General features: G+C 61.2%; 21 protein-coding genes and 1 pseudogene. 8 read left to right on the forward strand and 14 right to left on the reverse strand.

Going from position 1 to position 16,571, the window contains the following annotated elements; all coding sequences use genetic code 11:
• The first annotated feature begins 9 nt into the window (after positions 1 to 9).
• A complete protein-coding gene (locus tag RB2654_RS00185) occupies positions 10 to 1,347 on the forward strand; it encodes an APC family permease (RefSeq protein WP_007803442.1) in 1,338 nt (445 codons plus the stop codon).
• 7 nt (positions 1,348 to 1,354) lie between these two features.
• On the opposite strand, the gene RB2654_RS00190 is transcribed toward RB2654_RS00185, so the two are convergent.
• Positions 1,355 to 1,999, reverse strand: a complete 645-nt coding sequence (locus RB2654_RS00190) for a hypothetical protein (protein ID WP_007803445.1) — start codon at positions 1,997 to 1,999, stop codon at positions 1,355 to 1,357.
• A 109-nt stretch (positions 2,000 to 2,108) separates the two neighbouring features.
• Here RB2654_RS00190 and RB2654_RS23260 point away from each other — a divergent pair.
• From RB2654_RS23260 to RB2654_RS00200, 3 genes and pseudogenes are all read left to right on the forward strand, one after another.
• Positions 2,109 to 2,228 (forward strand): annotated as a pseudogene (locus RB2654_RS23260) (IS5/IS1182 family transposase); the annotation flags it as partial.
• Positions 2,216 to 2,938 (forward strand): cytochrome c biogenesis CcdA family protein, encoded by a 723-nt coding sequence (locus RB2654_RS00195; protein ID WP_040884163.1) that lies wholly within the window; start codon positions 2,216 to 2,218, stop codon positions 2,936 to 2,938. The pseudogene RB2654_RS23260 and the gene RB2654_RS00195, both read left to right, overlap by 13 nt.
• A gap of 193 nt (positions 2,939 to 3,131) precedes the next feature.
• The gene (locus RB2654_RS00200; RefSeq protein ID WP_007803448.1) at positions 3,132 to 3,797 is read left to right on the forward strand and encodes a L,D-transpeptidase; all 666 of its coding nucleotides are present in this window, start codon (positions 3,132 to 3,134) and stop codon (positions 3,795 to 3,797) included.
• A 47-nt stretch (positions 3,798 to 3,844) separates the two neighbouring features.
• On the opposite strand, the gene RB2654_RS22715 is transcribed toward RB2654_RS00200, so the two are convergent.
• On the reverse strand, positions 3,845 to 4,117 hold the full coding sequence (locus RB2654_RS22715; protein ID WP_012187176.1) for a hypothetical protein: 273 nt from the start codon (positions 4,115 to 4,117) through the stop codon (positions 3,845 to 3,847).
• Between the two features lie 192 nt (positions 4,118 to 4,309).
• Here RB2654_RS22715 and RB2654_RS00205 point away from each other — a divergent pair, with 192 nt between their 5' ends.
• The gene (locus RB2654_RS00205; RefSeq protein WP_207287124.1) at positions 4,310 to 6,664 is read left to right on the forward strand and encodes a heavy metal translocating P-type ATPase; all 2,355 of its coding nucleotides are present in this window, start codon (positions 4,310 to 4,312) and stop codon (positions 6,662 to 6,664) included.
• Here RB2654_RS00205 and RB2654_RS00210 read toward each other — a convergent pair.
• Positions 6,658 to 6,921 (reverse strand): hypothetical protein, encoded by a 264-nt coding sequence (locus RB2654_RS00210; protein ID WP_224888552.1) that lies wholly within the window; start codon positions 6,919 to 6,921, stop codon positions 6,658 to 6,660. The genes RB2654_RS00205 and RB2654_RS00210 overlap by 7 nt on opposite strands.
• 109 nt (positions 6,922 to 7,030) lie before the next feature.
• Between RB2654_RS00210 and mntR the strand changes: the two genes are divergently transcribed.
• Entirely contained in the window at positions 7,031 to 7,489 is a 459-nt protein-coding gene (gene mntR, locus RB2654_RS00215; protein WP_008327326.1) for a manganese-binding transcriptional regulator MntR, read from the forward strand.
• 94 nt (positions 7,490 to 7,583) lie between these two features.
• Here mntR and RB2654_RS23625 read toward each other — a convergent pair whose 3' ends face one another.
• Genes RB2654_RS23625 through RB2654_RS00270 form a run of 11 tightly spaced genes read right to left on the reverse strand, consistent with a single transcriptional unit; the run spans position 7,584 to position 15,203 of the window.
• Positions 7,584 to 7,751: a hypothetical protein gene (locus RB2654_RS23625; RefSeq protein ID WP_007803456.1), complete on the reverse strand. Its 168-nt coding sequence runs from the start codon at positions 7,749 to 7,751 to the stop codon at positions 7,584 to 7,586.
• On the reverse strand, positions 7,751 to 9,322 hold the full coding sequence (lnt, locus tag RB2654_RS00225; RefSeq protein ID WP_008327328.1) for an apolipoprotein N-acyltransferase: 1,572 nt from the start codon (positions 9,320 to 9,322) through the stop codon (positions 7,751 to 7,753). Before lnt ends, RB2654_RS23625 begins: the two co-directional genes overlap by 1 nt.
• Complete coding sequence (gene lspA / locus RB2654_RS00230) at positions 9,319 to 9,792, reverse strand: signal peptidase II (RefSeq protein WP_007803461.1); 474 nt, start codon at positions 9,790 to 9,792, stop codon at positions 9,319 to 9,321. The genes lnt and lspA overlap by 4 nt, the downstream gene beginning before the upstream one ends.
• A 4-nt stretch (positions 9,793 to 9,796) precedes the next feature.
• Positions 9,797 to 10,579: a ZIP family metal transporter gene (locus RB2654_RS00235; protein WP_007803463.1), complete on the reverse strand. Its 783-nt coding sequence runs from the start codon at positions 10,577 to 10,579 to the stop codon at positions 9,797 to 9,799.
• 22 nt (positions 10,580 to 10,601) lie between these two features.
• Positions 10,602 to 11,060 carry a DUF411 domain-containing protein gene (locus RB2654_RS00240; protein WP_007803465.1) on the reverse strand — a complete coding sequence of 153 codons (459 nt, stop codon included), beginning with the start codon at positions 11,058 to 11,060 and terminating at the stop codon, positions 10,602 to 10,604.
• 3 nt (positions 11,061 to 11,063) lie between these two features.
• Complete coding sequence (locus RB2654_RS00245; RefSeq protein ID WP_007803467.1) at positions 11,064 to 12,437, reverse strand: M23 family metallopeptidase; 1,374 nt, start codon at positions 12,435 to 12,437, stop codon at positions 11,064 to 11,066.
• Complete coding sequence (locus tag RB2654_RS00250; RefSeq protein ID WP_007803468.1) at positions 12,434 to 13,060, reverse strand: SCO family protein; 627 nt, start codon at positions 13,058 to 13,060, stop codon at positions 12,434 to 12,436. Before RB2654_RS00250 ends, RB2654_RS00245 begins: the two co-directional genes overlap by 4 nt.
• Positions 13,060 to 13,530: a copper chaperone PCu(A)C gene (locus RB2654_RS00255; RefSeq protein WP_008327335.1), complete on the reverse strand. Its 471-nt coding sequence runs from the start codon at positions 13,528 to 13,530 to the stop codon at positions 13,060 to 13,062. Before RB2654_RS00255 ends, RB2654_RS00250 begins: the two co-directional genes overlap by 1 nt.
• A 22-nt stretch (positions 13,531 to 13,552) precedes the next feature.
• On the reverse strand, positions 13,553 to 14,212 hold the full coding sequence (locus RB2654_RS00260; RefSeq protein WP_007803472.1) for a DsbA family protein: 660 nt from the start codon (positions 14,210 to 14,212) through the stop codon (positions 13,553 to 13,555).
• Positions 14,209 to 14,631: a disulfide bond formation protein B gene (locus tag RB2654_RS00265; protein ID WP_007803474.1), complete on the reverse strand. Its 423-nt coding sequence runs from the start codon at positions 14,629 to 14,631 to the stop codon at positions 14,209 to 14,211. Before RB2654_RS00265 ends, RB2654_RS00260 begins: the two co-directional genes overlap by 4 nt.
• A gap of 5 nt (positions 14,632 to 14,636) precedes the next feature.
• A complete protein-coding gene (locus tag RB2654_RS00270; protein WP_007803475.1) occupies positions 14,637 to 15,203 on the reverse strand; it encodes an SCO family protein in 567 nt (188 codons plus the stop codon).
• 213 nt (positions 15,204 to 15,416) lie between these two features.
• On the opposite strand from RB2654_RS00270, the gene RB2654_RS00275 reads away from it, so the two are divergent.
• Both RB2654_RS00275 and RB2654_RS00280 read left to right on the forward strand, forming a co-directional pair.
• Entirely contained in the window at positions 15,417 to 15,845 is a 429-nt protein-coding gene (locus tag RB2654_RS00275) for a MerR family transcriptional regulator (protein WP_007803476.1), read from the forward strand.
• A gap of 82 nt (positions 15,846 to 15,927) precedes the next feature.
• Positions 15,928 to 16,548: a cation efflux transmembrane domain-containing protein gene (locus RB2654_RS00280; RefSeq protein ID WP_008327361.1), complete on the forward strand. Its 621-nt coding sequence runs from the start codon at positions 15,928 to 15,930 to the stop codon at positions 16,546 to 16,548.
• Positions 16,549 to 16,571 lie beyond the last annotated feature (23 nt).

Below are 16,571 nucleotides of genomic sequence, written 5' to 3' on the forward strand. Positions count from 1 at the left end.
GGGCCATTTATGCAGAGCGAAAAAGAAACGTACCGCGAAAATTCCATCAGTCTGGGCGGAGCCGTTGCGATGGGGACAGGCGTGATGATCGGCGCTGGAATCTTTGCGTTGACGGGGCAAATCGCGCAGCTCGCCGGCCCGCTTTTCCCGCTTGCATTCATCGCCGGCGCGGTCGTCACAAGCTTCAGCGCCTACAGCTACATCAGGATGTCGAACAAATGGCCGTCCTCGGGTGGCATCGCCATGATCCTGCAGAAATGCTATGGCCCCGGAGCCATCGCGGGCGGGGCCGCACTGCTGATGGCGCTCAGCATGGTGATCGCGGAAAGCCTCGTCGCGCGAACCTTCGCCACCTATGTCCTGCGCCCTTTCGATATCGAAGGTGGCCCATTGGTCCCCGCTCTGGCTGTGGCCGTGATCGTTTTCGCCTTTTTGGTGAACATGGCCGGAAACCGCTCGGTCGGGCTGTTCTCGTTGATCATGGCCGCGATCAAGATCGGAGGCATAGCTCTGTTTGGCATCGCGGCCCTGTGGTCCAGTGGTTTTGCGTTCGCCGCGGCGTCCGAGACCTCACAATCCTACGGGCTCACGGGGTTCATCGCCTCTACGGCGCTGGCCATCCTTGCGTTCAAGGGATTCACCACGATCACCAACAGCGGAGCCGAGATCACTGAACCAAATCGCAATGTTGGCCGAGCGATCATGTTCTCTATCGGAATCTGCGTCGTCGTCTACCTGTTGGTCGCCTACGGGGTCGGTTCGAGTCTCACGATCGAGGAGATCATCTCAGCGCGTGACTATTCGCTGGCACAAGCGGCGCAGCCCGCCCTTGGACAAACCGGCTTCATACTCACGGTGATCCTGGCCGCTGTCGCAACGGCGTCCGGCGTTCTGGCCAGCGTCTTCGCGGTGTCGCGTATGCTGGCGATGCTGACCGACATGGAAATGATCCCGCACAGCCACTTCGGTATGCCAGGTCCCATCCAACGCCACACCCTGGTCTATACTGTCGTCATCGCCGCGACGTTGGCCGTGCTCTTTGATTTAGGCCGGATCGCATCCCTCGGTGCTTTCTTTTACCTCGTCATGGACATGATCATACATTGGGGCGTGTTCCGCTATCGTCGAGCAGACGTCGGCGCCTTCGGTATCGTGCTTTTGACTGCCCTGGCGCTCGATGCGATAGTACTGGCAGCTTTCACCGTGATGAAGCTTCAAAGCGACCCGATGATCGTTCTCTACGCCGCTGTCGGGATGATCGCTGTGTTCGCCTTCGAGCGCGTTTACTTGTCGCAATGGGTGGCACCGCAAGTCGCCCCCGCCCCCGCCCACGCCCACGGTGATTAGCCTGCCATCACCTGGCCTGAAGAGATGCGATGCCTTGTGCGCCGATCGTGATCAGCCCGACCGACAAGGCAAACGCAGCCAGGGCAAGCAGCATCACGCCCGTGTTCATGGGCAAGCGACGTACAACCGGTCCAAGAAATTCCGACCGCCCGAAAGCCGAGACGTAGAGCGGCAACGCGCTTATCATAGTCGCATAGAGGTAAACGCCGGAGATGTTCTCGAAAAACGCCGAACGCGCAAGAGTCGGGGATACAACCGCCAAAGCGGTTGAACGATTGCCGCCGAATGACCCGAACCAGTCGGCAGATAGAACGTATATCAGCACGTGGAGACCTGGAAAGAGAAGGGCTCTGAGCAAGACATCGACCAGCACGAAAAACGCCGTGTCTCTTGAGCCCGCCTTTGGTTGCTTTGTCATAGCGAAAAGGAAAAAACTGACATAGTTGACGGCAAAAACCACGGGCAAACCGTTGGTCGCAACCTGCCTTAGTAAGCGCATGAGTGCCGGTCCGCCGGCAGCAAGAGCCGGAGCAAAGCCCGGAGCCAGTAAGACGTAGAACAACAGGACCGGCAGTAATGCAGCGAAGCTGAACAGCAGGACATTTCTAACAAACTGAGCCGCGGGCATACTGATAGAGAAAAATCTATCCATTGAAATAGCCTGCCATGTGGGCACCACTAGGTCGATGATACGGGGCGTTGTTGCACAAGTCTGACGCCTCAGGATTCCCTTCGCGAACCCATGCTGTTAGCCGCATTCCATGAGCAACCCATCTCCCGCCCGCTATCGTACGACCAACTGGTCCAGCTACAACGCATCGCTGCGCAAGCGGGGGTCCCTCCTGATCTGGGTCGACGAAGACATCACTTGGCGCGCGCCCTCACCGCCGCCCTCCTAGCCGGCACGATATCATTTCTGTCCCCCTGCGTGCTACCTCTTGTGCCAGGTTATGTCTCCTACGTAACCGGGCGCACAGCCGCTGAGGGCGGGGTGGTCGGCGCTTCGCCGTCGCGCGCGGTCTGGCTGAGCCTGTGTTTTGTCCTCGGCTTCTCCACCATCTTCATGGGACTTGGCGCATCCGCGACTGCAATGGGTCAGGCCCTGCTTCGGTGGCGGTATGAACTCAACCTCGTTGGGGGCGGCATCATCATTTTCTTCGGGCTCTTCATGATAGGAGCCGCGCGTGTTTCGGTCATGGAACGCGACTTCCGATTCAATCTCAACATCCCCGGGGGCCAACCCGCTGCGTCCTATGTCCTCGGTCTTGCCTTCGGTTTCGGCTGGACTCCGTGCATCGGCCCGATCCTCGGCGCGATCCTGACAGCCAGTGCGGCGAGTGCCACGATGGGCGAAGGTATCATGCTGCTTGCCGTCTATTCCGCCGGCCTTGGAATACCGTTTCTGATCGTGGCCGGATTCACCGACCAGATCGCGGGACGGTTGCGGGCCATCGGCCGGGTTGGCCGCCGCCTCCACCAGCTTGCGGGCATAGTGATGATCTTGATGGGGCTGGCGATGATGACAGGGCAGTTGAGCGCGCTGTCATACTGGATGCTCGACGTATTTTCGGTTCTGGGACGGATCGGATAGCTCCATTAGTAGCAGCGTCTATTGATAACAGAAAATTTTCTTGAACCTCTAGTAGCTTTAGGAGTTAAGCCACCGACAAAGAACGGCACCATGGAGCAAGTTGCCAATAACGCCTCACTCCTTCCCGGGCGAACAACACTGCGTTCGGGGTAAGGTTCGGTTTGCCGTCCAATGCGTGAACGGAGCAATCTATATGCTGACAAGACGACATTTCATCCAGACGACCACCGCGCTGTTTTCGGCATCGATATCCAGCCCGCTCCTTGCAGACACGTGGCCTACCGATGCGCAGAAGGCAGCTTGGGACGCACAGGTTACACCTCCCGGCTACGACCCGGCCACGTCCAACCCTTGGGGCCTTCACCCTCGCTTCCTGCCACAGCGGGTCCTCGCGAAGGACGGACTTGTACCCGGTGATATCCATGTCGATGCTGTTGCGCGCTATCTCTACCACATCGAAGAAGGCGGCACGGCGATGCGCTATGGCGTGGCGATCGCGCGCGGTAAACTTTACGAACCGGGCACCTATACGATCAAGCGCAAGGTCAGGTGGCCGCATTGGCAGCCGACACAAAACATGATCGACCGCGACCCAGAGCTCTACGCCGATATCGCTGACGGTATGGAACCCGGACCTGAAAACGCGCTCGGATCGCGAGCCCTCTATCTCTTCGTCGGCGACCGAGACACCTATCTAAGGATTCACGGGACACCGTATCCAAGAAGCATTGGCGGCCGTGCGAGTTCCGGCTGCGTCCGAATGGTCATGGCACACATCAATGATCTCTATCCCAACGTCGAGATTGGCTCGACGGCATTCCTGTACTCGGCGGAAGACAGCGTCACCCCGAGAAGTTGACTGGCGCATCATGTGTTACGCGTGGGCTTGACGCATCTGTGGGCTGATCAGGACTGGCGCGAAGTGCAGATGGGGTTGCCACCTGCCGAGCGTAGCGGAACCAAGGTGTTTTCCACCGGACCGCTGTGTTCATACCAATAACAGCCATCCTCGGGACGAAGCCGCGCCGTGGTGAGATCCTGACCAGGCGCAGCAAGGGCAATGACGGCCTCGGGAACACTTCCCACTTCGTTGCGAGCGCCGCCGTCGTCCAGCGTTGGCACCGCGCAGCCAGCAAGCACCAATGTCGCTGCGATAATCGGCGCGTTTCGTTTCTGCATGTCTACCTCACTCATTCTGATCGCTTCGTACCGGCAAGCGTTGCTCCAACCGCGTCGTTTCAAGGGGGCGGCTAGCTTCAAGCCTCCGCAGGGCGCCTTTCTTGCTGGACGAATATCCACTTGTTGCCCTTGAAGCTCTAGTTACTGTAGGGGCTATGTCAATGTGGAATCAATGAATCCTGAGGTCAATCCATGTCTTCCGACGGCAACCGCAACGATCACGGCCATCCGGGTGATCAAGAGCATTCTGACCCAAGAGGCAACTCCTGTTGCGACGCCAGCAAGGACGTCGCGTCCACGGCGCCAGCGCCGTCTGGCGGAAGGAGCTTTCAGGTCTCCGGGCTCGATTGCGCCGAAGAGGTGGCGATCCTGAACCGGGTTGTCGGGCCGAAAGTGGGCGGAACCGAACACCTGGCATTCGACGTGATCAACGGGCGAATGACCATCCTCGATAGCGCCGAGAGGATACCAGACGACGAAGTCACGCAGTTGGTCGCAACGACCGGCATGAGCGCCAAGCCATGGGATGCCGACAACGCAGCAGAGGACCAGGCGGCGCATCTGGCACGTCAGAAGCGCTTTACCTCGTTGAGCGGCGGCTTCTGGGCGGCGGGATTCCTTTTTCACATTGTCGAGACCGGCATGGGCGGCGCGCTCGGGCTCTTTGCGGGCCATGGCGAGGTGCCTATGCCTATGGTGGAAGCAGGGATCTTCGCCGTCGCGATTCTTTTTGGCGTCTGGCTTGTCGCGCCCAAGGCCTGGTCTTCGGCGCGGAGGCTTAGCCCCGACATGAACCTGCTCATGGTGGTGGCCGTCGCGGGCGCCATCGGCCTCGGCGAGTTTTTTGAGGCCGCGACGGTCGCCTTCTTCTTCTCGCTTTCGCTTTATCTTGAGAGCTGGAGCGTGGGGCGGGCGCGTAATGCGGTTTCCGCGCTCCTCGATCTGGCGCCGCCAACGGCGCGGGTTCTTTACGACGACGGATCTGAATCCGACGTTCCGGCCGCGGCCGTGGCAGTCAATGCAAGGTTTATCGTGCGCGGCGGCGACCGGATCCCCCTCGACGGTGAGGTCGTGGACGGGGCAGGGGCCGTCGATCAGGCCCCAATTACTGGGGAAAGCGCGCTAGTGCCCAAGGAACCAGGCGACGAGGTCTATGCCGGCACGATCAACGGCGAGGGCACACTGACGGTGCGGGCGACGAAGGCCGCCTCGGACACGGTGCTCGCGAAAATCATTCGCATGGTGGGCGATGCCCATGCCCGCCGCGCGCCGGTCGAACAGTGGGTGGCCAAGTTCGCGCGCATCTACACACCCATCGTGATGGCTTTGGCGATCGCCATCGCGCTGGTGCCGCCACTGCTGCTCGGCGGCGCCTGGGACTACTGGTTCTACAATGCTCTGGTCCTTCTGGTCATCGCATGTCCTTGCGCGCTGGTCATTTCTACGCCGGTCTCCATCGTGGCAGCGCTGACCGCGTCGGCACGGGCGGGGGTGCTCATCAAGGGCGGCGCCTATGTCGAGGCGCCGGGGCGGACCACGGCACTGGCGATGGACAAGACCGGGACGATCACCATGGGCGAGCCTGAGGTGGCGGCGGTTCACCCACTGGTCGGCGTTTCCGCACGCGATCTCATGGCGCTGGCAGCAAGCCTGGAGGCGCGGTCTTCACACCCGCTGGCACGCGCCATCCTCTCGCGCGCCGAAGCCGATGGTGTTTCCGTGTCTGCCGCAGAGGACACCCGTACCGTGCCCGGGCGCGGTCTGGAAGGACGCGCCGACGGGCGCGCTATCTGGCTCGGCTCGGATCGCTTCGCCGAAGAGAAGGGGTTCGGCAATGCCATTCCGGCGGATCTGCGGGATCGGATCGAAGGGGCAGGGAGCACCCTCGTTGCCGTGGGTGACGAGACCGGCGTGACCGGCGTACTGGAGCTTCGCGACCGCATCCGCCCAGATGCAAAGGGGATCGTTGCGCGTCTGCATGCGCAGGGTGTGAAGACCATCGTGATGTTGACGGGCGACAACGAACGCACCGCGCGCGCGGTGGCAGCCGAAGTCGGCATCGACGAGGTGCGCGCCGAACTTTTGCCAGAAGACAAGGTGACGGCCATTGAGGAACTCGTCGAAAGCCACGACATGGTGGCGATGATCGGCGACGGTGTGAATGACGCACCGGCCATGGCGCGGGCGCATTATGCCATCGCCATGGGCGCTGTCGGATCGGATGCCGCGATCGAGACGGCCGACATCGCGCTGATGACCGACGACATCGGCAAGGTACCCTGGCTTATCGGCCATTCGCGCCGTGCCATGACGATCATCCACCAGAATATCGGCATATCGCTGGCGACCAAGGCGCTGTTCGTCGGGCTGACCGCGTTCGGTATGGCCTCAATGTGGGGCGCCATTGCTGCGGATGTAGGCGTGTCTCTGCTGGTGGTCGCCAACGCACTTCGGCTCCTGAACGGCCATCAGGTTGAGGCCGGGCCTTCAGGCGGAGAACCGGTGGGCGAGCAGATGGCGAAAGGAGCACTGGCGCACGGTCATTGATCCGGCGGTTTCGGTAGCTCGATATCGCTTTTGCGGTCCAGCCACGCCAGCGCCCCGACAGAGAATTCCGAACCCCGGTAGGGTTCCGTCCAGGCGGTCTCGATGTCGTCCCAGGGCAGAGGCTCGAGATTTCCAAGAAAGAGCGTCAGACGGTAGGCCGCTGCCTCGGGAAGCCAAGGCGCCTCCTTGGCCGGCGTCGCGGCGACAGGTCCGGACAGGAGGAGCGCACTTGCGAGTGTGGCGAGCAGCACTCTCATAATATTTCGCATCACCACGGCCTCCAAAGTAAAAAGTTAGACATGGCTAACTTATCTACCCGAAGCAAACAAGTTGTCAATCCCACTGTTTCGCTGCAAAGTCCCGAGTATGACAAAGCTACAATCACAAGGGCGTGAGCCATTCGAAGCGGTCGACCGGGCTCCCGAGGCGCAGGCCGATGGCTTTGCGACCGTGCGTCAGGCACATGAAAGCGAGATGGCGGAGGATTACGTCGAACTGATCGCGGAACTGATCGAGACGCGCGGGGAGGCAAGACCGGTCGAGATCGCCGAGCGGCTTGGCGTGAAGCCGCCGACCGTGACCAAGAACATCTCGCGGCTCAAGGCTGCTGGTCTGGTCCGGCGGGAGCCATACCGCGCGATATTCCTCACCGATGCCGGGCAGGACCTCGCGGAGATCTGTCGACGCCGCCACAGGGTCGTCGTCGCCTTTCTTCTGAGCCTGGGAATCGACGAAGAGACCGCGGAACGCGATGCGGAAGGGATCGAGCATCACGTCAGCGGGACGACATTGGAGGCGTTCGAGCGACGGCTCAATCAGAAATGAGCTCGCCTAGATGCACATTCGCGCGATTCTCTATCGGGACCTCGAGCTATCAGGTCTTCAAGCCGCTGACACGTTTGCGCAATTTCGAAGCTCGCTAGCCGAGAACCCGCGACAGCACGATGGTTGCAAACAGGGCGACAAGTCCGAAGGCGATCGCAGACGCTACCGCATATTGGAGGATATCCAGGTGATTCCCCCTCCTCCGTCGTGCCAGATAGCCACCCCAGATCGCGCCTCCGATAGCGCTCACGATCACAAGCATCAGGATACCTCCGTTCCAAAATGCCGCGCATCGGGTTCTCGTCCGAGCAAACTGGCCAGCCAGCCGAAGACCCAGCACCCAAAAACAAGAACCAACAAGGTCCAGTCGCCGAACCGCGCATAGGGCGTTGGAGTACGCGCGCCCGGCAGGCCGGCATCAATGGTGCCTGTTTCCCCGGTATCAAGACGCGCGACGACATTTCCATTGGCGTCGATGATCGCGGATATCCCAGTGTTGGCCGCCCGGACCACGGGAAGTCCCTCCTCGACCGCGCGCATCCGCGCGGAGGCGAGGTGCTGCTCGGGTCCGATGCTGGTTCCGAACCAGGCATCATTTGTGGCGTTGAATATCCAGTCGGGGCGGAAAAGGTCATCGACCACGTGGCCCGGAAAGATGATCTCGTAACAGATCGCCACCGCGACCAGAGGCGCGCCAGGGATCGCCAGCGTGCGCGGCCCTGGTCCCGGCGTGAAATCGCCCAACCCTTCGGTCAGCCGCTCGATGGGCAGCCAGCCTTTCAGGGGCACATATTCCCCGAACGGAACAAGATAATGTTTTGCATACCCCGTCAGAACCTCGCCGCTGCCGTCATAGGCCTGAACCGTGTTGAAATATCTGGTTCCCCCATCGCCCTCCACTCGGTCAGGCGCACCTGTCAGTAGGATCCTGCCGTCTGGCAAAGCTGCAGATATCCGCGCGCGTGCCGCAGCATCTTCGTCCAGAAAGCCGGGGAAGGCCGTTTCCGGCCAAAGCAGCAAATCGAAACGTCCGGGTTGCGCGGACAAGCCCAGGTATTTTTCCAAGGTTCGCTGGCGGCTGCCCGGTACCCACTTCTCGACTTGTGGCACATTGCCTTGGACGATGCGCAAAGCAACGTCTGTCGGCGGCACGTCCTGCCCTGACCGAAGCGCACCGCCAACCCAGAAACCCGCCACAGCAACGGCGAAGAGCACGAGAACAGGCGCGCGTCTCTTTGGCGCCGCCACAGTCAACACACCTGGCAATATGCCGATGAAGACCGTGAGAAAGCCCAAACCGTAGCTTCCGACCCAGGCGGCGGGTTGGCGCAGGGCGGCATAGTCGACAAGGGCATAAGCGGCAAGGTTCCAGGGAAACCCTGTCAGGACATGACCCCGCAGCCATTCCGTGGCCACCCAGCAGGTTGCAAACAGCAGGCCCGCCGCAATGCCGCCGACAGCTCGGCGCTGCATGATGGCGGCAAAAAGCATCGCCGCCATGCCCGGGAAGATGGCAAGTCCGGCGGACAGACCCGCGACCGCCGGAATCGCCAGTGCGCCGAAACGTTCGGCATCGACGTAAAAGCTCTCGGCGATCCAGGAAATTCCAATCCCGAATTGGCCCAGTCCGAAAGCCCAACCGACAAGGAAAGCGCGCGAGGTTGAGATGTTCCGGAGAACGATAAAGAGCACGGAGAAGGCGACAGGGACCGCGATGAGCCAAGAAAACGGCGGAAGAGTCAAAACCGTCAATCCGCCGGCAGCAAGGGCAAGACCCATGCGCTGGAACAGGTTCAGGTCCTCACTAACGAACTGCGGCAATCCCGGCTTCATGAATCGGTCTGAAGTCGAGCGCCAACCCACGGCGCAATGAGCAGCAGCATCACGCCGCCAACCACAAAAACATCGGCCATGTTGAAGGCAGGCCAGTGCGCCGTCCCGATGTAGAAATCGAGGAAATCCGTCACCGCACGATAGCGCAGGCGGTCCAGAATATTGCCGAGTGCACCGCCGATGATCGCACCATAGGCAATGGCCTCGACCCGGCTGCTGGTACGGACCAGCATGAACGCCAGCCAGACGCAGATGCCAAGCGCCAGTAAGACAAGGCTCCACCACGGCGCGCCGCCGAGAAGCCCGAAGGTCACTCCGTCATTGCGCAGGTAGATGAGATTGAAGCCGGGAAAGACCGATACGCCGGAACTAAGAACAGTCGCATTGGACACAACGATTGCCTTCGTTGCCTGATCGACAAGAAAGGCGATCAGCGCAGCAAGCAGACCGACGAAGAGGCAAGTTCTCATCAGCTTATCCCAGCCAGACGTCGAGGAACAACATGATCACAAGACCAACGGCGAGGCCGAGCGTCGCCCTGTTCTGATGGCCGGATCGGTGGGTTTCCGGAATGATCTCGTGGCTGATGACGTAGAGCATCGCACCTGCTGCGAAGGCGAGACCCCAGGGCAGCAGCGGTTGCGAAAGACTGATAATCCCTGCGCCGAGAAGTCCACCGACGGGCTCGACGAGACCGGTCAGAGCGGCGATGCCCCAGGCGCGAAGCCTGGAATAGCCCTCGCCGAGCAACGAAACCGCCACCGCCAGACCTTCGGGGGCATTCTGTAATCCAATACCGATCGCAAGTGGCAACCCGCCCGACAAACCGTCAGCCCCGAACCCGACGCCGACGGCAAGCCCTTCGGGAAAATTGTGGATAGTGATCGCGATGATGAAAAGCCAGACGCGCCGCAGCGATGCGGCGTCGGGACCTTCCCGCCCCGTCTTGAAATGTTCATGCGGTAGCCGTTCGTTCATCAGAGCGATCGCGCCCATGCCAAGCAGGATCGCAACACATACGATGGCCGCCGGGAGAGCACCGTTGTCGAACTGTCCTTCAGCTGCGTCGAGAGCCGGGATGATCAGCGAGAAGAACGAAGCCGCGAGCATGACACCCGCCGCGAAGCCAAGCAGCAGATCGCGCGTGGCCCGGGACGGGATGCGCCCAAAAAGAACGGGGACCGCCCCGACCGCGGTCAGCGATCCGGCGGCCAGGCTTCCAAGAAAGCCAAGCGCTATGGGGGAGAGGGGTTCCAATTGTTAAGGTTCTGCCGCGAGTTCAGTCAGGAGCCGAGTAGCTGGTGTAGACCTCGGTCGATCCGTCTTCGTGGATCAGGAAGACATCGTAAGCCTCCCGGTCGTCCTCCGGTCCCATGCCGGGCGACCCGTAGGGCATTCCCGGCACCGCCAGGCCTACCGCGTCTGGCCGGTCCTCCAGCAGGCGTTGGATGTCAGCCGCCGGCACGTGGCCCTCGATCACATAGCCGTCGACCAAAGCCGTATGGCAGGAGACCATGCGCTGCGGCACGCCATTGTCGAGTTTGAAGCGCACAAGAGATCCTCCGAACATGTCCTCGCCCATCGGCGCGAAGCCATTCTCCTCGAGGTGCTTCATCCAGGACAGGCAACAGCCGCAGCCGTTTGTCTTCCGGACGTCGATCTGAATCGCCTCTGCGACGGCCTGCGCCGCAGGAAGCAAGGCAAATGCGATGGCAAGGGCGGGAGTAAATCGTTTCATGGATCAAAGCCTTTCGGTTGTCGTCTGTGCAAATTCGCTGGCGAGCCTCTCAGCAAGAAGTGAACGCGCCTCACGCAGTCGCTCAAGCGCGGCCGTGTCGTCCGCTTCACGCTCGGCCGCCTCTGCCAATCGGTCGTCAGAGAGAGGGTCGGTTGGGCGACCGTCCACCAGCACTTCGTAATGTAGGTTGGGGCCTGTCGCGGTACCCGTCGCACCGACCCGCCCGATCATATCTCCGGCCATCACGCGTTGCCCTTGTGTGAGCCCGTCCGGTACGGCGCTCAGATGCGCATAGCGCGTCAGGGTGTCGGAGCCATGAGCGATCTCGACGACCCGGCCATACCCACCGCGTCGGCCGATGAAGCTAACGCGGCCCGGCGCCGTCGCCTGTACCGGCGTGCCGCGCGCCGCCGCGAAGTCGACTCCTGTGTGCATCCGTACATTGCCGTAGACCGGATGGGTGCGGCGCCCGAACACAGAACTCAGCCGTGCACCTTCGACCGGTTGCGCAAACACGCGCAGGACTTCTCCGTCGACATAGATCGTCGCTTGGCCGCTGCCGTCGTTCGGCCAGACGATTTCATAGACCGAGCCATCGATATCCAGTGCGGCAAAGGCAAGCTCGGGCTGACCAATCCTCTTGTTCCCGTCTCGGGCCTCGCGCCAAAGGAGGCGCATCGTCTCGCCACCCGCAAGATCACGACGGAAATCCACGGTGCCGCCCAGCATCTGCGCCAGGTCCACCGCAAAACGGGCGGGGATGTCTGCCGTGTTCAGGGCGGCGAAAATCGAGCTCTCGATCACCGCCTCGCCGGCGAAAGTCACCAATTCGGGATCCGGGTCCAACACGCGGGCGGCAAGCTGTTCGCCGAAGACCGCCTCTATCCGGACACCGTCTTCGACGGCGAGCTCTACACGACGCGGGTTGTCGTCCGTTGTGGAAACCACCGTAATGATGTGACCCGGACGCAGACGGCGCAGATCGTATTCCGTGCCAATCGCCAAGGCGATTTCGGCGCGATCCGAAGCATCCAGCCCCGCATCGGAAAGGACCGCATCAAGCGTCTCGCCGGACGCAATCTCCCGCGACCAGGTGACCAGCGGGGGCTCGATAGATGGCAAGGAGGTATCAGCGGGGGAAACGGTCAGGAGCGGCCGGGGTCTGAACTCGAATGCGATATCCGCCTGGGCGAGTGTAGGGCGGACCGAATTGGTTTCGGTAATCCGAGGCGGCGCAAGCGGATTGGGAGTCCAGAGGGTCGCTTCAGCAATCGCAGGGGGCACCGGTTCTTTGGACAGAACGCCAGAGATGGCGATGGCGGTCACCGAAAATGCGCCTGCGACCGCAACGGCCGCCAAGACAGTTCTTATCTTCATGTTGCCCCCTCTACGTCTTCTGTCAGTGCGCGCTGGATCTTCGGCACCGCGAATTCTCTTTGCTCGTGATAGTCGATCATGGTGACGAGCTCACCCTCGGCATCGAACAGGAATACGCTTGCCGTATGGTTCATCGTATAGCCGCCGCCCTCAGTCGGGACGCGCTCAAATGAGGCACGAAACCCTTCTGCAGCGCGGGCAATTTGGTCTTCCGGCCCCGTCCAGCCACGAATGACCGGATGAAAATAGCCGACATATTCGGCCATGGCCTCGACCGTGTCCCGCTCCGGGTCGACCGTGATGAAGACCACGTTCATCTCTGATGCTTCGTCGCCCAGTTCCTCAAGCCAGCCGGAAATATCCGATAGGGTCGTCGGGCAGACGTCCGGGCAGTAGGTGAACCCGAAAAACACCATTGTGGGACGACCGATCAGGTTGCCAGGCCCTACCTCATTTTCCTCGTGGTCGGTCAGCCGGAACTCCATCGCCGATAGGGGCAGGGGCCGCTGCCCTTTTGGTTCAGGCGCACCGGGCCCGTCCACCCGCCACCAGCCCACGAAGAGCGTCAGGCCAAGAACGCCGGCACCGGCTGCGCCGTATAGAAGGAGCTGCCGACGTTGCATCAGCCCTCCGGTCCACGCGCGGCGATTCCGAGGATTGGGACCTCGACCGTCACCTTGCCGCCATCCGAGAAGGTCAGTGTCAGCGGGAAATTCTCGCCTTCGGTCATCGGCTCTTGCAGCTTCATGAGCATGGCGTGCAACCCGCCCGGCTCCAATGCCACGCTTTGGCCGGGCTCAATCGTGATCTCGCCTGCAGGCGCCATGGAACTGACGCCATCGGAGTTGGTTTTCGACTCATGGATCTCGGGCATCATTGCCAGCGGTGTCGCAAGTCCGGTCAGCGTAACGGCGTCTTCACCCGTGTTGCGCACGGTCATATAGGCGGCACCTGGCCTGTTGACGCCGATCGAGGCGCGGGACCACGCATTCTCGACCACGACATCCTCCGAACCGGCCAGTGCGGGGGCCGACAGCCCTGCAACCGTCAAAAGCACGGCCAATGCATTGGTATATCTCAACTTCTTCACCACTCGTTTCTCCTGCCTCCGCAAATCAGCTTTGGCTTGCCGCAACTTCCACTGCCACCAGCCTCTGCAATTCGGCCTCACCGAACGGATCGAGAGGCTTGCCGTTCACGAAGAACGTGGGCGTTTGGCGGACCCCGACTGTCTCGACATCGGCGCGGTCCTGGTTGAGCACCGCCACAACACCGGGGGCCAGCATCTGTGTCCGGGCAGCTTCGACATCCAGACCTCCGCTTGCTGCAATCTCAAGGATCAATCCGGGTGCCGGGGTCCCGTGAGACGCCCATCTGGGCTGCTCTCGCAAGACTGCCTCGAGCACAGGTTCAAACACGTCCTGCATGCGCGCCGCCTCGAGCACACGGATCGCTTCTACCGACGCCTCGCCGTGAAAAGGCGTATAGCGGATTACAACGCGCACCGCGTCTCCGTGCTCCGCCATGATATCCTCGACGACCGGATAGAAAGCGCGGCATGCCTCGCAGGCCGGGTCGAAGAATTCAACGATGGTTACGGGCGCATCCTCGGGCCCGAGGATCGGGGAATAGGGTCGGATCAGCGCGTCGGCCATTTCAGGGTCGATGGGATCGGACGCGGCAATCGGGTCGGGGCGGGTGGCATACCAGGCGGCACCGCCGAAACCGGCGACCCCGAGCGCGAGAACGGACAGGATGAGGCCGCGTCGTTTCATTTTTGTGTTTCCTTCAGTGAGAGAGCCGACAGCAGACCGATCATCGCGAAGGCGACGAGCGCCATCAAAGGAATCGGAATGCCGAAGACCAGTTGATTGTCGTCGGTACAGGATGGGCCGGTCGCCGTGCAGGGCTGGATACGCTCGGGGATAACGCCGACATAGAGGCCCAAGTGCCAAAGCGCGACGGCGGCACCGCCCAAAGCCAGCGCGATCCCGTAGCGACCCACGCGCCGATCCTGCCACCACAGCCCAAGCCCGAGGATGATGGCCAAGGGGAACATGAAGGCACGCTGGAACCAGCAGAGCACGCAAGGTGTCTGCCCCAGAACCTCGCCGATGAAGAGCACGGCAAGCGACGCGGTGAGCGCGATGATCCAGGCCAGGCCAAGGGCCGTCTCTCCGGAAAGTCGGGTCATGACGATCAGATCCTCTGTCTCAGATCGGCGAGGATCTCTTCGGCGGGCGTGCCGTAGGGCCAGGAGTCCGCGAAGCCTGCTTGCGTGTCGAAAAGGAAAAGATGCGACGTGTGACCCATCGTGTATCCGCCCGGCGCAGTCGCCTGCTCGATCCGCTCAAAGAATATCGGAAAGGTTTCGGATGTCGCGGCGATCTGCTCCGGTGTACCGGTCAGCCCGATGATCCCTGCGTCGAACAGGGGCACATACTCGGCAAGTGCAGTCGGCGTATCCCGCTCCGGATCAATCGTTATGAAAATCGGCTGAACCATTGCTGCCTCATCGCCCAGGCCCTCCATCACGGCCGCGACTTCGGACAGTGTTGTCGGACATACGTCGGGGCAATTGGTGAAGCCAAAGAAGACCAGCATCCAGCGCCCTGCGAAATCTTCGTCCGTTTGGACCATGCCGCGATGATCGGTCAGTTCGAAATCAGCAAGAAACGGTGGTTCACTCTCGGTGCGGGCAAGATCGGCACGGTAGTCGGACCATAGCAACAGCCAGATGAAAACGAACGCCGCCGCGCCCGCCAACACCCACAATACCTTCTGAAGACCTGAAAGCCTCACGCCGCTCCGCCCGAACCTGAGTCTATATTTTGTGTGCGTTTACATCCTCTAGCTACTGTAGGTTCAAGCGTGATTGTCATCGATCGGCCAACAATCACCGATCTGTGAAACTCGGGTGAAGCTTGTGATGCGCACCGCATAAAGCTACACCCACTGTAGGTAATGTGGGGAGCGGAAATGCTGACGATTGGGACGCTGGCGAAGAAGACCGGAACAAAGGTGCAGACCATCCGGTATTACGAGCAGATCGGACTTATGCCTGAGCCCGGCAGGACCGAGGGGGGCCAACGACGCTATGGCGACGCCGAACTCGACCGCTTGTCATTCGTCCGGCACGCACGGCAACTGGGGTTCTCGTTGGACGCGATCCGTGAGCTCCTCGATCTCAGCGATCATCCGGGAAAGTCCTGCGCTGAGGCGGATGCAATAGCCCGTCGGCAACTCAAACAGGTCGAGCAACGATTGGCGCGGCTCGAGGCGCTGCGGACGGAATTGAAGCGGATGGTGCATGAGTGCAGCGGCGGACAGACTTCTGATTGCCGTGTACTCGAGGTACTGCGCGACCATTCCGAATGCCTGACCGACCATGAAGAGATCGGCGCCTGAGCAATTTCGACGACCTTTGATCGGAACGCAAAAAGCCCGGTGTTAGTTACTCATTGGCAATTCACTAATTTGGATACCCGGCATGGCGGAGCAGAGAAACGCAACGGAAAGACGCACACTCTGGATCGTGCTGGGTCTCAACATCGGGCTGGCAGTCGCTTTCTTCGCCTCGGGCGCATTCGGCGAGTCAAGCGCGCTTATCGCCAATGGCCTCGACAATCTGTCGGACAGTTTCGTCTACGCGATCAGCCTCTTCGCGCTGTCCCGCTCCGCCAAGTGGAAGCGCGGAGCGGCGAACGTTTCGGGCGGCCTGCTGATCCTCTTCGCCCTTGGAATCCTGTATGACGCGTGGCGCCGCTACGTCGGCGGATCGGATCCTCTTGGCACGATCATGATTGTCATGGCGCTGGTAGCGGCGGCCATCAACGCACTTTGCGTCTGGCTGCTGGCACGGCTTCGCGATCCAGACGTAAACATCCGAGCGGCGAATACGTTCAGCTGGAACGACTTCGCGGCCAATCTCGGAATCGTCGTCGCAGGCGGGCTCGTAGCCTGGCTCGGAACGAATTGGCCGGACCTTGTCGTGGGCGTGATTGTCGCCGGCATCGCGGCCTGGGGTGGCGTCGGAATCCTGAGAGACGCGCATGGTGAACACCACAAGGCGGTGCACAATGACGATCAGGTAACCAAGGACTCGGCCTGAAATCGGGGCTTGAAGCTACAGTG

It is taken from the genome of Maritimibacter alkaliphilus HTCC2654 (genome assembly GCF_000152805.1).
GTDB classification, from domain to species: domain Bacteria; phylum Pseudomonadota; class Alphaproteobacteria; order Rhodobacterales; family Rhodobacteraceae; genus Maritimibacter; species Maritimibacter alkaliphilus.

Excerpts from the sequence above, each read along its gene's own strand:
- RB2654_RS00245 (WP_007803467.1), bottom strand. The coding sequence starts at position 12,437 with ATGAAGATAAGAACTGTCTTGGCGGCCGTTGCGGTCGCAGGCGCATTT.
- RB2654_RS00240 (WP_007803465.1), bottom strand. The coding sequence starts at position 11,060 with ATGAAACGATTTACTCCCGCCCTTGCCATCGCATTTGCCTTGCTTCCT.
- RB2654_RS00280 (WP_008327361.1), top strand. The coding sequence starts at position 15,928 with ATGGCGGAGCAGAGAAACGCAACGGAAAGACGCACACTCTGGATCGTG.
- RB2654_RS00205 (WP_207287124.1), top strand. The coding sequence starts at position 4,310 with ATGTCTTCCGACGGCAACCGCAACGATCACGGCCATCCGGGTGATCAA.
- RB2654_RS00275 (WP_007803476.1), top strand. The coding sequence starts at position 15,417 with ATGCTGACGATTGGGACGCTGGCGAAGAAGACCGGAACAAAGGTGCAG.
- RB2654_RS00190 (WP_007803445.1), bottom strand. The coding sequence starts at position 1,999 with ATGGATAGATTTTTCTCTATCAGTATGCCCGCGGCTCAGTTTGTTAGA.
- RB2654_RS00265 (WP_007803474.1), bottom strand. The coding sequence starts at position 14,631 with ATGACCCGACTTTCCGGAGAGACGGCCCTTGGCCTGGCCTGGATCATC.
- RB2654_RS23625 (WP_007803456.1), bottom strand. The coding sequence starts at position 7,751 with ATGCTTGTGATCGTGAGCGCTATCGGAGGCGCGATCTGGGGTGGCTAT.
- lnt (WP_008327328.1), bottom strand. The coding sequence starts at position 9,322 with ATGAAGCCGGGATTGCCGCAGTTCGTTAGTGAGGACCTGAACCTGTTC.
- RB2654_RS00200 (WP_007803448.1), top strand. The coding sequence starts at position 3,132 with ATGCTGACAAGACGACATTTCATCCAGACGACCACCGCGCTGTTTTCG.
- lspA (WP_007803461.1), bottom strand. The coding sequence starts at position 9,792 with ATGAGAACTTGCCTCTTCGTCGGTCTGCTTGCTGCGCTGATCGCCTTT.
- RB2654_RS00260 (WP_007803472.1), bottom strand. The coding sequence starts at position 14,212 with ATGAAACGACGCGGCCTCATCCTGTCCGTTCTCGCGCTCGGGGTCGCC.
- RB2654_RS00250 (WP_007803468.1), bottom strand. The coding sequence starts at position 13,060 with ATGCAACGTCGGCAGCTCCTTCTATACGGCGCAGCCGGTGCCGGCGTT.
- RB2654_RS00185 (WP_007803442.1), top strand. The coding sequence starts at position 10 with ATGCAGAGCGAAAAAGAAACGTACCGCGAAAATTCCATCAGTCTGGGC.
- mntR (WP_008327326.1), top strand. The coding sequence starts at position 7,031 with ATGACAAAGCTACAATCACAAGGGCGTGAGCCATTCGAAGCGGTCGAC.
- RB2654_RS22715 (WP_012187176.1), bottom strand. The coding sequence starts at position 4,117 with ATGCAGAAACGAAACGCGCCGATTATCGCAGCGACATTGGTGCTTGCT.
- RB2654_RS00210 (WP_224888552.1), bottom strand. The coding sequence starts at position 6,921 with ATGAGAGTGCTGCTCGCCACACTCGCAAGTGCGCTCCTCCTGTCCGGA.